This is a genomic window from Rhizobium sp. H4 (assembly GCF_003013335.1).
Classification (GTDB): Bacteria; Pseudomonadota; Alphaproteobacteria; order Rhizobiales; family Rhizobiaceae; genus Rhizobium; species Rhizobium sophoriradicis.
Window position 1 is genome coordinate 105,237 of sequence record NZ_PSOW01000015.1, and the last position, 13,687, is coordinate 118,923.

At 62.6% G+C, this 13,687-nt stretch carries 14 protein-coding genes; 10 read left to right on the forward strand and 4 right to left on the reverse strand.

What is annotated here, in order from left to right; genetic code table 11:
- Positions 1-22: 22 nt before the first annotated feature.
- On the reverse strand, positions 23-493 hold the full coding sequence (locus tag C4N04_RS22555) for an RbsD/FucU domain-containing protein (protein WP_096763098.1): 471 nt from the start codon (positions 491-493) through the stop codon (positions 23-25).
- Positions 477-1,724 carry an ROK family transcriptional regulator gene (locus C4N04_RS22560; protein ID WP_038686605.1) on the reverse strand — a complete coding sequence of 416 codons (1,248 nt, stop codon included), beginning with the start codon at positions 1,722-1,724 and terminating at the stop codon, positions 477-479. The genes C4N04_RS22555 and C4N04_RS22560 overlap by 17 nt, the downstream gene beginning before the upstream one ends.
- Positions 1,725-1,950: 226 nt before the next feature.
- On the opposite strand from C4N04_RS22560, the gene C4N04_RS22565 reads away from it, so the two are divergent.
- From C4N04_RS22565 to C4N04_RS22600, 8 genes are all read left to right on the forward strand, one after another.
- Entirely contained in the window at positions 1,951-2,970 is a 1,020-nt protein-coding gene (locus C4N04_RS22565; RefSeq protein ID WP_106797062.1) for a sugar ABC transporter substrate-binding protein, read from the forward strand.
- A gap of 152 nt (positions 2,971-3,122) precedes the next feature.
- Positions 3,123-4,187, forward strand: a complete 1,065-nt coding sequence (locus tag C4N04_RS22570; protein WP_096762966.1) for an ABC transporter permease — start codon at positions 3,123-3,125, stop codon at positions 4,185-4,187.
- A 2-nt stretch (positions 4,188-4,189) separates the two neighbouring features.
- Positions 4,190-4,972, forward strand: a complete 783-nt coding sequence (locus C4N04_RS22575) for an ATP-binding cassette domain-containing protein (protein WP_106797063.1) — start codon at positions 4,190-4,192, stop codon at positions 4,970-4,972.
- Positions 4,969-5,601, forward strand: a complete 633-nt coding sequence (locus C4N04_RS22580; RefSeq protein WP_106797064.1) for a nucleoside triphosphate hydrolase — start codon at positions 4,969-4,971, stop codon at positions 5,599-5,601. Before C4N04_RS22575 ends, C4N04_RS22580 begins: the two co-directional genes overlap by 4 nt.
- Before the next feature lie 81 nt (positions 5,602-5,682).
- Positions 5,683-6,723: a dihydroorotase gene (gene pyrC / locus C4N04_RS22585; RefSeq protein WP_106797065.1), complete on the forward strand. Its 1,041-nt coding sequence runs from the start codon at positions 5,683-5,685 to the stop codon at positions 6,721-6,723.
- A gap of 173 nt (positions 6,724-6,896) precedes the next feature.
- Entirely contained in the window at positions 6,897-8,075 is a 1,179-nt protein-coding gene (locus tag C4N04_RS22590; protein WP_106797066.1) for a GGDEF domain-containing protein, read from the forward strand.
- Between the two features lie 202 nt (positions 8,076-8,277).
- Entirely contained in the window at positions 8,278-8,814 is a 537-nt protein-coding gene (locus tag C4N04_RS22595) for a glyoxalase superfamily protein (protein ID WP_106797067.1), read from the forward strand.
- 472 nt (positions 8,815-9,286) lie between these two features.
- A complete protein-coding gene (locus tag C4N04_RS22600; RefSeq protein ID WP_077991147.1) occupies positions 9,287-9,526 on the forward strand; it encodes a hypothetical protein in 240 nt (79 codons plus the stop codon).
- A gap of 199 nt (positions 9,527-9,725) precedes the next feature.
- Here the strand turns inward: C4N04_RS22600 and C4N04_RS22605 are convergent, their stop codons facing one another.
- On the reverse strand, positions 9,726-10,208 hold the full coding sequence (locus tag C4N04_RS22605; RefSeq protein ID WP_106797068.1) for an anthrone oxygenase family protein: 483 nt from the start codon (positions 10,206-10,208) through the stop codon (positions 9,726-9,728).
- A gap of 97 nt (positions 10,209-10,305) precedes the next feature.
- Here C4N04_RS22605 and C4N04_RS22610 point away from each other — a divergent pair, with 97 nt between their 5' ends.
- Entirely contained in the window at positions 10,306-10,995 is a 690-nt protein-coding gene (locus C4N04_RS22610) for an orotate phosphoribosyltransferase (protein ID WP_106797109.1), read from the forward strand.
- Between the two features lie 63 nt (positions 10,996-11,058).
- The gene (locus C4N04_RS22615) at positions 11,059-11,985 is read left to right on the forward strand and encodes a carbohydrate kinase (RefSeq protein WP_106797069.1); all 927 of its coding nucleotides are present in this window, start codon (positions 11,059-11,061) and stop codon (positions 11,983-11,985) included.
- Positions 11,986-12,222: 237 nt separating this feature from the next.
- Here the strand turns inward: C4N04_RS22615 and otsA are convergent, their stop codons facing one another.
- Complete coding sequence (otsA, locus tag C4N04_RS22620; RefSeq protein WP_106797070.1) at positions 12,223-13,629, reverse strand: alpha,alpha-trehalose-phosphate synthase (UDP-forming); 1,407 nt, start codon at positions 13,627-13,629, stop codon at positions 12,223-12,225.
- Positions 13,630-13,687 lie beyond the last annotated feature (58 nt).

The following is a 13,687-nucleotide window of genomic DNA, read 5'->3' on the forward strand; positions in this document are numbered from 1 at the left end:
CATCGGGCCGGCCGGAAATGCTCTAGTAGACGAACGGATCCACCTCGGCCGCCTGGCCGCCCTCCTTCGGGTAGATCACGCCCTTGCGCAGGATGATGTTGGCATAGAGCCTGGGCTCGCTGGTCTGGATCAGCGCATGGGCGGCCCGCACCCGGCCGTAGAAATCCTGGCCGACGAGCGGCACCACCTGCCGATGGGGCTCGTGACGGGCGCAGCAGTCGATCATCTCCTCATGCACGGGATCGAGCTTGTCGCGCTCGGCCTTGACGGTCGAGCGGAAGATCGCCTCCGGCACGAAATCGTCGATCGGCAGCACGCTGAGCACGGCATTGAGCACCGGAATGAGATGATGGCCGTCGAGCCGGATCAGCCGGCGGGCATGTTCGACGCCGGGATAGTTGCCGTCGACAATGGCGATCTCGTCGCCGTGGCCCATGGCGCGCAGCGTGAAAAGCAATTCCGGGCTCAGAAGCGGATCAAGTCCCTTCAGCATGGTCTATCTCCTTGAAGAGTACGTTCTGGTCTGTGAGGTAGCGCGCAAAGATCGGCAGGCTGGCGCCGCCGATGGCGCGCGCCTGCGCGCCGACCGCGCCCTCGATGATCTCGGGCATGACGACGCCCTGCAGGTCGAGCTTGGCGGCTTCGTCGATCGTCGCCTGCACGACGCGGCTGCGCACCCAATGAGGAAAGCCGCCGTCGATGACGGCAGCGCTGAAATCGACGATCGAGGCGGCCGCAACGATTGCCTGCGCCAGCGCCTTGGCGGTGTCCTGAATCCAGATTTCCATCGGCTGGCCGAAATCCACCCAATCGTCGGCGGAATACCAGAGCGGCTCGGGATCGATGCCGCGCTCGCGCAGCATGTTTTCCAAAACGAAGATCGAGGCGATTTCGAGCAGCTGCTTGGTTTCGCCGTTCCTGTCGCGCACGGGCAACGGCCCGATCGCGCCCGCCGTGCCGGTACGGCCGGAAAAGATCGCCGAATTCAGCACGATGCCGCCGCCGATGAAGGAGCCGATGAAGAAATAGACGAAATCGGGATAGGAGGGGCCGACGCCGAAGACGAGCTCGGCGCCGCAGGCGCTGGTCGCATCGTTCTGCAGGAAAACCGGGTGGGAAACGCGCGCGGCGATATCGGCCTGCAGGTCGACGTCGCGCCAGACCTCCATGGCGCCGGGCGGCGCTCCGACTTCTTCGGCCCAGTTCCACAGCTCGAAGGGGGCGGCGATGCCGAGGCCGGCGATACGGCTGCGCTGCTTGTCGTCGAGCCGGCTCTCGATCTCCTGAATGCCTGACGTGACGAAGGCGAGGATTTCGTGCGGCAGCGGATAGGCATAGGTCCGGTGCAACTGCATGCGGATGCGGCCGACGAAATCCATCAGCACCAGATCGGCGCTGCGCCGGCCCATTTTCAGGCCGAAGGAATAGACCGCGTCGGGATTGAGATGCATCGGGATCGACGGTTGGCCGACGCGGCCGCGCACCGGTGCGCCGCGAGACAGCAGCCCTTCCTTTTCCAGGACCCGCATGATGACCGACACCGTCTGCGCCGACAGCCCGCTGCGGCGTGCAATGTCGGCCTTCGACAGCGCGCCGTAAAGGCGCACCAGCGACAGCACGAGCCGTTCATTATAGGCCCGCACCCTGACCTGGTTCGCACCTCCGGCCGGATTTAGAATTGGCGGCGGGACCGGTGTGTGTTCCCGTCCATCCAAAGACGACATGGCCGCTCCTCCCGATTGTTGGCCTATGCCCTAATTCAATCGAGCATGCCACATCGAATTAATAATTCAATTGGATTTATTTATTGACAAGCCAATTTCTTTCGCTCTTAATTGCCAGCGTCAAGGGCACGGGCGGCTTCGGAAGCGACAAGCGACCGAAGCGAAGTGTCACATCTCGAAAATTCCGGCCCGCACGGGCGGCGCCGGCAAACTCTGGGAGGAGTTCATGAAGAAATCAGTTCTCGCTTTCGGCGCGCTCGCGCTCGGCGTCGCTTTTTCCGCACCTGCCATGGCGGCTGATGTTTCCGCCTGCCTCATCACCAAGACCGACACCAATCCCTTCTTCGTCAAGATGAAGGAAGGTGCGACGGCCAAGGCCAAGGAACTCGGCGTTTCGCTGAAGTCCTATGCCGGCAAGGTCGACGGTGATAGCGAAAGCCAGGTTGCGGCGATCGAAAGCTGCATCGCCGACGGCGCCAAAGGCATTCTGCTCACCGCCTCGGACACCAAGGGCATCGTCTCTTCGGTCAAGAAGGCGCGTGATGCCGGCGTGCTGGTCATCGCGCTCGACACGCCGCTCGAGCCGGCCGATGCCGCCGACGCCACCTTCGCCACCGACAACCTGCTCGCCGGCAAGCTGATCGGCCAGTGGGCCAAGGAAACGCTCGGCGACAAGGCCAAGGACGCCAAGGTCGGCTTCCTCGACCTGACGCCGTCGCAGCCGACGGTCGACGTCCTGCGCGACCAGGGCTTCATGATGGGCTTCGGGATCGACCCGAAGAACCCGGACAAGATCGGCGACGAAGACGACAAGCGCATCGTCGGCCATGACGTGACCAACGGCAACGAGGAAGGCGGCCGCAAGGCCATGGAAAACCTTCTGCAGAAGGATCCTAGCATCAACGTCATCCACACGATCAACGAGCCGGCCGCTGTCGGTGCCTATCAGGCGCTGAAGGCTGTCGGCATGGAAAAGAACGTGCTGATCGTCTCGGTCGACGGCGGCTGCCCCGGCGTCAAGTCGGTCAAGGAAGGCGTCATCGGCGCCACCTCGCAGCAATATCCGCTGCTGATGGCGTCGCTTGGCATCGAGGCGATCAAGAAGTTCGCCGATAGCGGTGAGAAGCCGAAGCCGACGGAAGGCAAGTCCTTCTTCGACACCGGCGTCTCGCTCGTCACCGACAAGCCGGTTCCCGGCGTCAAGTCGATCGATACCAAGGAAGGCACCGACAAGTGCTGGGGCTGAGCCCGATCTATTGAAAGAGAAAGTGGCCGGGGCTTGATCCCCGGCCGTTTTGGACGGACGATGTGCCGTCACCCCACCGGCTAAGCAACGAACGGATGACAATGGGTGGCGGCCTCCGCGCGGGTTCGGCGCGCGGATGCGGAGGAGGAACCATGACCGGAGCACAGGAATTCGAACGCGTTCTCGACGGCAGCGACAAGAACGTCGCCTCCTTCGAGCACCAGGGCGTCCCGCTGATCAAGCGTGCGCAGCATTTTCTGCACTCGACGCCGGCCGCCGTGCCGCTCATCGTGCTGGTGCTGGCGATCATCATCTTCGGGATAACGCTCGGCGGACGGTTTTTCTCGTCCTACACCCTGACACTGATCCTGCAGCAGATCGCCATCGTCGGCATTCTCGGCGCCGCCCAGACGCTGGTCATCCTGACGGCCGGCATCGATCTTTCGATCGGCGTCATCATGGTGATCTCGGCGGTTATCATGGGCAATGTCGCCATCACCTACGGCATACCGACGCCTATCGCGGTCGCAGCCGGCATGCTTGTCGGCGGTCTCTGCGGCTTGCTGAACGGCTTCCTTGTCGCCTTCATGAAGCTGCCGCCCTTCATCGTCACGCTCGGCACCTGGAACATCGTCATGGCGACGAATTTCATCTATTCCGCCAATGAGACGATCCGCGACGCCGATGTCGACGCCCAGGCTCCGCTGCTGCATCTTTTCGCCGCAAGCTTCAGGCTCGGCACCGCCGTGCTTACCCTCGGCGTCATCGCCATGGTGCTGCTCGTCCTGCTGCTCTGGTATGTGCTCAACCACACCGCCTGGGGCCGGCATGTCTATGCGGTAGGCGACGATCCGGAAGCGGCCAAGCTCTCCGGCATCCAGACCAAGAAGGTGCTGCTCACCGTCTACACCATATCGGGCGTCATCGCCGCCTTCGCCGCCTGGGTTTCGATCGGCCGCAATGGCTCGATCTCGCCGTCCTCGGCAGTCACCGATTATAACCTGCAGGCGATCACCGCGACCGTGATCGGCGGCATCTCGCTCTTCGGCGGCCGCGGCTCCATTCTCGGCACCCTCTTCGGCGCCATGATCGTCGGCGTCGTGTCGATGGGCCTCAACATGCTCGGCGCCGACCCGCAATGGAAAGTCCTGCTGACAGGCGTGCTGATCATCGCCGCCGTCGCCATCGATCAGTGGATCAGAAAGGTTTCGGTGTAATCATGGCTGTCGAACCCATTCTCACTGCCCGCGGACTCGTCAAGCGCTATGGACGCGTGACCGCCCTCGACAATGCCGATTTCGACCTCTACCCGGGTGAAATCCTTGCCGTCATCGGCGATAACGGCGCCGGCAAGTCCTCGCTCATCAAGGCGATCTCCGGCGCTGTCACCCCCGACGAGGGAGCGATCACGCTGGAAGGCCGGCAGGTGCATTTCCGCTCGCCGATGGAAGCGCGAGAGGCCGGCATCGAGACCGTCTATCAGAACCTCGCTTTGTCGCCGGCGCTCTCGATCGCCGACAACATGTTCCTCGGCCGCGAGATCCGCAAGAAAGGCCCGCTCGGCTCGATGTTCCGCATGCTCGACCGGCCGGCGATGGAAAAGCTGGCCCGCAACAAGCTTTCCGAACTCGGCCTGATGACCATCCAGAACATCAACCAGGCGGTGGAGACGCTGTCGGGCGGCCAGCGCCAGGGTGTCGCCGTCGCCCGCGCCGCCGCCTTCGGCTCGAAGGTTATCATCATGGATGAACCGACCGCGGCTCTCGGCGTCAAGGAGAGCCGCAAGGTGCTGGAGCTGATCCTCGATGTGCGCGCCCGCGGTCTGCCGATCGTGCTGATCTCGCACAACATGCCACATGTCTTCGAAGTGGCCGACCGGATCCATATTCACCGCCTCGGCCGGCGCCTGACGGTGATCAATCCGAAGGAATACACCATGTCGGACGCCGTCGCTTTCATGACCGGCGCCAAGGCGGTGCCGACGGAGCCCGTTGCTGCATGAATGCACGCATCGACGAAATCGCCGGCGAGGTTCTTAGCCGCGCCGGCGATGCCAGACGTTACCTGATCGGCATTGCCGGGCCGCCGGGTTCGGGCAAATCGACCATGGCCGACAATCTGGCAGCGGCGCTGAAAGCCAGGGGCGAAAGTTCTGCGGTCCTGCCGATGGACGGCTTCCACATGGACAATGCCATCCTGATCGAACGCGGGCTTTTGGCCCGCAAGGGCATTCCGGAAACCTTCGATGTCCGCGGCTTCCTCGATATCGTCCGCGCCGTCAGGCCGGCCGACCAGGAGGTTCTGGTGCCGGTCTTCGACCGCTCGCGTGAACTCGCCATCGCCTCGGCCCGGCCGATCGATCCCAAGGACCGGTTCATCATCGTCGAAGGCAATTATCTGCTGTTCACGCAGGGCAAATGGGCCGAACTCGACGGCATCTTCGATTTCACCATCATGCTGGCGCCGCCGATCGAGGTGCTGGAGGAGCGGCTCTGGGCGCGTTGGCGCGGTTACAACCTCGACGAGGAGGCCGCCAGCGCCAAGGTCTACGGCAACGACCTGCCGAACGGAAGGCTGATCCTGGAAAACCGCCGCGCGGCCGATGTGACGCTGGAGATCGCGCTGACGTAATGCCGCGGCCCACGAATCGATTTCAATGCGCCGCACTTTAGTGCTATCGAGGCCGCAGACGCATCGCTTCGGAGGCCTGCCATGCAATCGATCACCATCCGCCGTCCCGACGACTGGCACCTGCATCTGCGCGACGGCGCCATGCTGGAAGGCGTGATCGCCGATACGAGCCGCACCTTCGCCCGCGCCATCATCATGCCCAATCTGGTGCCGCCTGTTGTCACCACATCAGATGCGGCGACCTATCGCGAGCGCATCCTCAAGGCCCTGCCGGACGGCCATCGCTTCCAGCCGCTGATGACGCTTTATCTCACCGAGCACACCAGCCCTGACGATGTCGAGGCGGGTGCGGAAAGCGGCCTCATCACCGCCGTCAAGCTCTATCCGGCCGGCGCCACCACCAATTCGCATGGTGGCGTGCGCGACATGGAAAAGGCGATGCCGGTGCTGGAGCGCATGGCGAAGATCGGCCTGCCGCTTTGCGTCCACGGCGAGGTGACGACCCCTGACGTCGATATTTTCGACCGCGAGGCCGTCTTCATCGATACCGTGCTCGATCCGCTTCGTCGGCGCCTGCCGGAACTGAAGGTGACGATGGAGCATGTGACGACATCGGATGGAATCGATTACATCAAGGCCGCCAAGGGCAATCTCGCCGGCTCGATCACCACCCACCATCTGATCATCAACCGCAACGCCATCCTCGTCGGCGGCATCCGCCCGCATTATTACTGCCTGCCGGTCGCCAAGCGCGAAAACCATCGGCTGGCGCTGCGCGCCGCCGCCGTCAGCGGCGACGCCCGCTTCTTCCTCGGCACCGATTCCGCCCCGCATGTCGATCCCCTGAAGGAATGCGCCTGCGGCTGCGCCGGCATCTATACCTCGATCAATACAATGAACTGCCTCGCCCATGTCTTCGAAGAGGAGGGCGCTCTCGACAGGTTGGAAGCCTTCGCTTCGCTGAATGGGCCGGCCTGGTACGGCCTGTCGCCGAACGAGGAGCGGATCACCCTGTCGAAGCAGAGCGATCCGATCGTTTTTCCCGCAAGGATAGAAACTGGCGCCGGTCCGGTGACGGTTTTCGATCCGATGTTCCCCTTGTATTGGCAGGTCGTGGTGTGAGGCATTTTCAATTTTAAATAGAATATTCATTTTAAATAGCGCCCCGGCGTTAGGCGCATAACATTTTCATTGTGCGATGCATCATTTGTTAACGGATGCATAAGACATTCTCCGCGCGGAACCCCAGTCTGCCGATCATCTGGCGCGACAACCGCTGCGGAGACTGAAGAAGCATGACGCTTGACTACAACTCCCTCTTGCTGGCGCTCGGCGTCTCCGCGGCCTGTCTTGCCGTGACCTTGATGGGCAGCTGGCTGGTGCGACGGGCCGAAACCGTGCTGCTCACCGCCACCATCGGCCTCGTCCTCGTCGTCAGCGGGATTTTTGTCTACAGCGCCTACGTCAACCGACCGGAAGCTCTCTTCGCTATTGGCAGCTTCGTGCTGTTCCATGCCGGCTTTGCCACGATATGGGGCGCGGGGAAACAGTTCCTCACTGGCCATGTGTCGAATGCCGCCATCGCGATCCGGGCTCTGGCGGCGATTGCCGCCTCGATCCTGCCGATGCTGTCAGGCTATGACGGCCTCGCCTTCATTGCCGACAATCTCGCCATCGCCCTGTTGCTCTTCGCCACCGCCCGGCAATATTGGCTTGCTCGCGCCGAAGCGCCGGCGCCGCTCCTCGGTATTGCCGCGCTCTATACGCTGACGGCGATCTCCTTCCTGCTCTGCGCCGCGGTTCTCGTTTCCGACGGCAAGCTGGTGCTCGGCAAGGCGCCTAGCAACTGGGCCGAGGATCTGAGCCTCGCCATTTGCATCGCCGGCATGACGGGGATCGGCGCGCTGTCGCTGGCGCTGCATCAATGGCGGCTTGCCGCCCGCCATCGTCTGGAGGCGATCACTGATCCGCTGACCGGGCTGCTCAACCGACGCGCCGTCTTCGACGAATACGGCACGCGCCCGATGGGAACGACCACCGCCGTCATCGTCTTCGATATCGACCATTTCAAATCCGTCAACGACCGTTACGGTCATGCCGCCGGCGACCGCGTGATCACTGTCTTCGCCGACGAACTGACCGCCCATTGCCGCCCCGGCGACACCGCCGCCCGGCTCGGCGGCGAAGAATTTGCGCTGGTGCTGAAGGAGATCATGCCCGGCCGGGCTGAACTGACGGCTGAGCGAATCCGCCGGGCCTTCGAGGCGCGCGAAATTCCGATCGACGGCGAAGTGCTGAAATGCACGGTCAGCGTCGGGGTGGCGCCCGGCCGCTCGACGCCGCTCGATTTCGATGCCATGCTGAGCGCCGCCGACAAGGCGCTTTACGCCGCTAAACGCGGCGGCCGCAATCGCGTCGAGCTTGCCGGCCACCTGCAGGCGGTGCCCCTCGAGGTATCGCGCACGGCGTCTTGATCCCGGACTGCGCGTCTCTTAGTATCGGCCTCGGCCGGATGCGGCCAGCCGCCCCGCGACGCCGACGTTTTGACAATGGCGTTATGGTGAATGCATCCCGATACCAACCTTCACATCCCTTGCCGTTTGGCGATCGATGGCGAACGGGTCAGCAGACGCGGGCACTGATCTTCCTGTTTGCCGCCAACGGAAGGATGACATCATGCGCGATTTTCGCGATGCCAAGCTCATGGCAAAGACTTTGCGGCAGGCCCTTGCCGACCGCGACATTTCCCTCACTCACAGCGAGACCCTCGAAATCGTCGCCCGGCAGTTCGGGCTCGACCAATGGAATATCCTCTCGGCGAAGATCGAGGCGGCCGGGGCCTCGCCTTCGGCTATCGGTATAGAGCCGCCGACGCCGATCTTCCGCATCTTCTCGGTCGAGAAAGTCATGGAGTTCTATTGCGGCTTCCTGGGTTTCCACCTCGATTGGGAGCACCGCTTCGGCGAAAACTTCCCGCTCTATTGCCAGGTCTCGCGTGACGGCATGGCGCTGCATCTGAGCGAACATTCCGGCGACGCCAGCCCCGGCGCCAAGGTCTTCGTCCGCGTGGCCAATGTCCGCGCCTACCACGCCGAACTCGCCGGCAAGGACTACCGCTACATGAAACCCGGCGTGGAGGAAGCGCCCTGGGGACTGGAGATGACCGTCACCGACCCCTTCAGCAACCGCATCGCCTTTTGCGAGCAGAGATAGGCGGAGCACTGACAAGGTCCGCGCGGTCTCCCACCAAGTCAGTTTAAGCGGATGGCTTCGTGACACGGCGTATGCGCTGTGAATGGGTTTCTCCTGCCCACCCCACCTCCGTCATGCTCGGCCTTGAGCAGCCTTGAGCCGAGCATCCACCGCATCCATCAGCAGCAGTCACATGGATCCCAGGCTCAGGGCCTGGGATGACGGAGAGTGTGGTTGGCATTCTCGCCAAACGCGGCCGTCAGCGTACAGAGACACACAAAAACGGGTGCTTCATTAGGCCGGCAATCACCATCCTCCTTCCTGTGACAGGCACAGGAAGGAGGATGGTGATTGCCGGCGCTTGCATCCGGGTGCTCTAAACCTACAGTTACAACAAGATATCGAGCCCGCGCTGAAGGGCTGATCGCCCGAGGTCACTTGTGACGGCGATTTTTCAACTCACAATAACTCCCAGCCGGCGGGCAGGAACAAAATGAAATATGTTTCAGTCTTGGTTTCAGCGCTTCTGTCGATCTTTTTCGGATGGCTGTTCTATGAAAGATATTGGAGGTTTCGAGATTGCATATCTCAAGCATTATCCAGTTGCCTCACGCCAGACGGTGGCAACCTGACGCAAGGCGGCTCCCTGTGGGGCGGTTTTGCAGGGTTGTTCCTGCTGCTCGCCATGATCTCGGCCTGGCGTATTTTCCGACGCCGGGACGCCGGTAAATAAACGGACGAAGGCGGGTGCGAAACCGCGGCAACCGCCAACGTCCCTAATCCTGAGGTGCGGAAGCCGGAGGCTGTAGCCTCGAAAGACAAGCCGCAACGCTGCTCCTGCATGCCTCCAACGCCGGCGCACCCGCCTCGCCCTTAGAGGCCCCTTTGGGGCCCCTCAGGATGAGGCTCTCTTGGCTGCCGGCGCCTGCTTCTCAAACCAGCATCAGCGCCCGCACGAAGGCGACTGAGGCAAGCAGCGAGGCGATCGTCCTGACATGGTTCCACCACGTCCAGTCCCTAAGATAGGTCGCCCAGAGCTTGGCCGCTTGCGGCCCGCTGCCGCTCACCTTCTCCAGCGCATCGTTCATCGGCACATTGAAGATGATGGTCGAGACGAAAGAAGCGAGGAGATAGAGGGCGGCGCCGGCCAGCATCAACATGGATGCTCCGCCGCGCCAGTTGATCACCGCCAGCACTGATATGACGAGGCAGAGGATCGCCGTCGGCGCGAACAGCGCCATGAACGGCGAGCGGATGATCGTGATGTTGATCGAGTTCATCGCCGCAATGCCCTGTTCCGCCGGCAGGCGCGCAAAGGCCGTCATGATGAATGCCGAAAAGGCGAAGAAGATGCCGGCGATGAGGCCGCTGCCGATTGCGGCGGCCGTCAGGGAAAGGACGAGGATGATCTGCATGCCGAAGTTCCTTCTGTTGCAGTCAGGCGCGCCTTGCGTCTGGAAACCGAGGGCTCTTGCTGCTATTGCCGGAGACGCAAAGCCGAAGGAGAGCCGCATGATCCAGACCACATTTCCCGACCGCGCCCTGATGGCCGAACTGGTGGCCAAGATGCTCTGGGAGATCAAGGCGGTGCATTTCAATGCCGCTCAGCCTTACAAGCTCTCCTCCGGCATGGCGAGCCCGGTCTATATCGATTGCCGCAAGCTGCTCTCCTATCCGCGCATCCGTACGACGGTCATGGATTTCGCCGCCAGCACGCTCCTGCGCGACGCCGGTTTCGAGCAGTTCGATTGCATCGCCGGCGGCGAGACCGCCGGCATTCCCTTCGCCGCCCTGCTCGCCGACCGCCTCGGCCTGCCGATGATCTATGTCCGCAAGCAGCCGAAGGGCCATGGCCGCAATGCCCAGATCGAAGGCAATATGGTGGAAGGATCGCGCGTGCTCGTCATCGAGGACCTGACGACGGCCGGCGGCAGCATGTTCAAGTTCATCGATGCCGTCCGTGCCGCCGGCGGCATCGTCGATCATGGCATCGCGCTGTTCTTCTACGACATCTTCGGCCAACAGCGCTTTACCGACGGCAAGGTCCGGCTGCATCACATCGCCACCTGGCGCAATGTCCTGGCCGTCGCCAAGGAGCAGCAGCTGTTCGATGGCAAGACGCTCGGAGAAGTCGAGGCCTTCCTCGATGCGCCGCTCGCCTGGTCGGGAAGGAATGGTGGCGTCAGTGAGCTTTCGCTCTAGCCTTTTGACAAAAGCTCGCTTAATTCGATTGAAGAACGCGTAAGTCCTTTTGGGAGGAATCCGATGATTTTGTGCTGCGGCGAAGCCTTGATCGACATGCTGCCGAGGGACACAACCCTTGGCGAAAAGGGCTTTGCCCCCTATGCCGGCGGCGCGATTTTCAACACCGCGATCGCGCTCGGCCGCCTCGGCATCCCGACCGCCTTCTTCACCGGCATTGCCGACGACATGATGGGCGAAATCCTCCTTGCGACGCTGAAGGCCGCCAATGTCGATTACAGCCCCTGCGCCATCACCCCGCGCCCCTCGACCATCGCCTTCGTCAAGCTCGTCAACGGCCAGGCGACCTATGCCTTCTACGACGAGGGTACGGCCGGCCGGATGATCACCGAGGCCGACCTGCCCGTCCTCGGCGATGATTGCGAAGCGCTGCATTTCGGTGCGATCAGCCTGATCCCGAGCCCCTGCGGTGAAACCTACGAGGCGCTGCTCGACCGCGAAGCCGAAAAGCGCGTCATCTCGCTCGATCCAAACATCCGCCCCGGCTTCATCAAGGACAAGCCGGCGCATATGGCCCGCATCAAGCGCATGGCGGCCAAATCCGACATCGTCAAATTCTCCGACGAGGACCTCGACTGGTTCGGTCTTTCGGGTGACCACGATACACTCGCCGCCCACTGGCTCGCCCAAGGCGCCAAGCTCGTCGTCATCACGAAGGGCGCCGAAGGCGCTTCCGGCTATACCAGGGACCGAAAGGTGACGGTGCCGAGCGAGCGCGTTGCCGTCGTCGACACGGTCGGCGCCGGCGATACCTTCGACGCCGGCGTGCTCGCGTCGCTGAAGAGGGATGGCCTGCTGACCAAGGCACAGGTCGCTTCGCTCGACGAACAGGCGGTGCGCAACGCCCTGACGCTCGGCGCCAAAGCCGCCGCCGTCACGGTCTCCCGCGCCGGCGCCAACCCGCCCTGGGCGCATGAGATCGGGCTTTAAGGCTTGAGCCGGCGTCGCCCCCTCATCCGGCTGCCGCCATCGACCGGAGTCGAGCCACGGGTCTCCACCCGTCCTTCGGACCCCCGCAAACGGGGCGAAGGAGGATAGCCGCGACCTGTCTGTTCCTCGCCTACATCTCGTGCGGCACGTCCCCTCACCTCGCAAGCGGGGAGAGGGTTAGGGTGAGGGGCAATTTGTGAGGTGACTTTCAAGCGGTGGCGGGGGTCGATCAGAAGACTATCCCTGCGCCCCGCTCCGGTCGGAGCTCGGAACAGCCACCAGGTCCCGCAGGAAATCTTTGCACCACAGCGAGACGTCGTGCGAGAGCAGATGCTCCATCATCCTGCTCCAGCGGTCGCGGCGCTCCTCAAGTGACATTGCGAGCCCGCGGGCAATCGCATTGGCGGTGCCTTCGACATCGTAGGGATTGACCAACAGCGCCCCCTTCAGCTCCCGTGCGGCGCCGGCAAAGCGTGACAGCACCAAGACACCGGGGCGATCCGGATCCTGGGCGGCGACATATTCCTTGGCGACGAGATTCATGCCGTCGCGCAACGGGGTGACCAGCCCGATCGTCGCCAGCCGGAAAAGCCCGGCGAGCACGTTGCGGCTGATCGATCGGTTGACATAGCGGATCGGTACCCAGTCGACCGTTCCGACGGCGCCGTTGACGCGGCCGGCCTGTTCGGCGACCATCTTCTGCATATGCTCGTATTCGGGAACTTCCGATCGGGATTTCGGCGTGACCTGCAGAAAGGTCACCTTGTTCTGGTAGGCCGGATTGTTGCTGATGAAGCGCTCGAAGGCTTCCAGCCGCTGAATGATTCCCTTCGAATAATCGAGCCGATCGACCCCGATGATCATCTCCCGTCCTTCGATGCTGCGTCGGGTCTTCTGGACCATCACGTTGTTTGCCGCCTTCTCGGCGAATTCGGCGAAGGCCGCGGTCTCGATGCCGATCGGATAGGCGCCGGCCTTGAAGATCCGTCCATGCGAATCGAACAACCCGTTGCCGAGGTCGTCGCCAATGCCCTCTCTTCTCAGATAACCGGCGAAATTCTGGAGATCATAGTCCGTCTGGAAGCCGACGAGATCGTAATGCGAGAGCCCACGCATGATCTCTTCGTGGACCGGCATGGTGACGAGTATGTCGGCCGGCGGCCAGGGAATGTGCAGGAAAAAGCCGATCCGGTTCTTCAATCCCATCTGGCGCAATTCGGCGGCCAGCGGAATGAGGTGGTAATCATGAACCCAGATAATGTCGTCCGGCTCGATTAACGGCGCCAGCCGGTGCGCGAAGAAGCGGTTGACGCGGAAATAACCGGCCATTTCCTTACGGCCGTATTCGGCAAGATCCAGGCGGTAGTGGCAGATCGGCCAGAGAACGCGGTTTGCAAAGCCGCGATAATATTCCTCGACGTCGGTGTCGGTGAGGTCGGTCAGGGCAAAGGTGATGTTGCCCTTCTGCTGCAGCGACAGCGCGCCCGGTTCCCTGTCGCCGCTCGACTCTCCCGACCACCCCATCCAGATGCCGCCACGCTCCAGCAGGGCTGCCTGCAGCGCGACGGCCAGGCCGCCGGCAGCAGCACCGCCATCCTTGCTCGGCACGGGAACACGATTGGAAACGACGATAAGACGGCTCATAAGCTTCCTTCAGTTGAGATAGAACATGAAAACGCGATGTGACGAGCGTCCTGGAGAA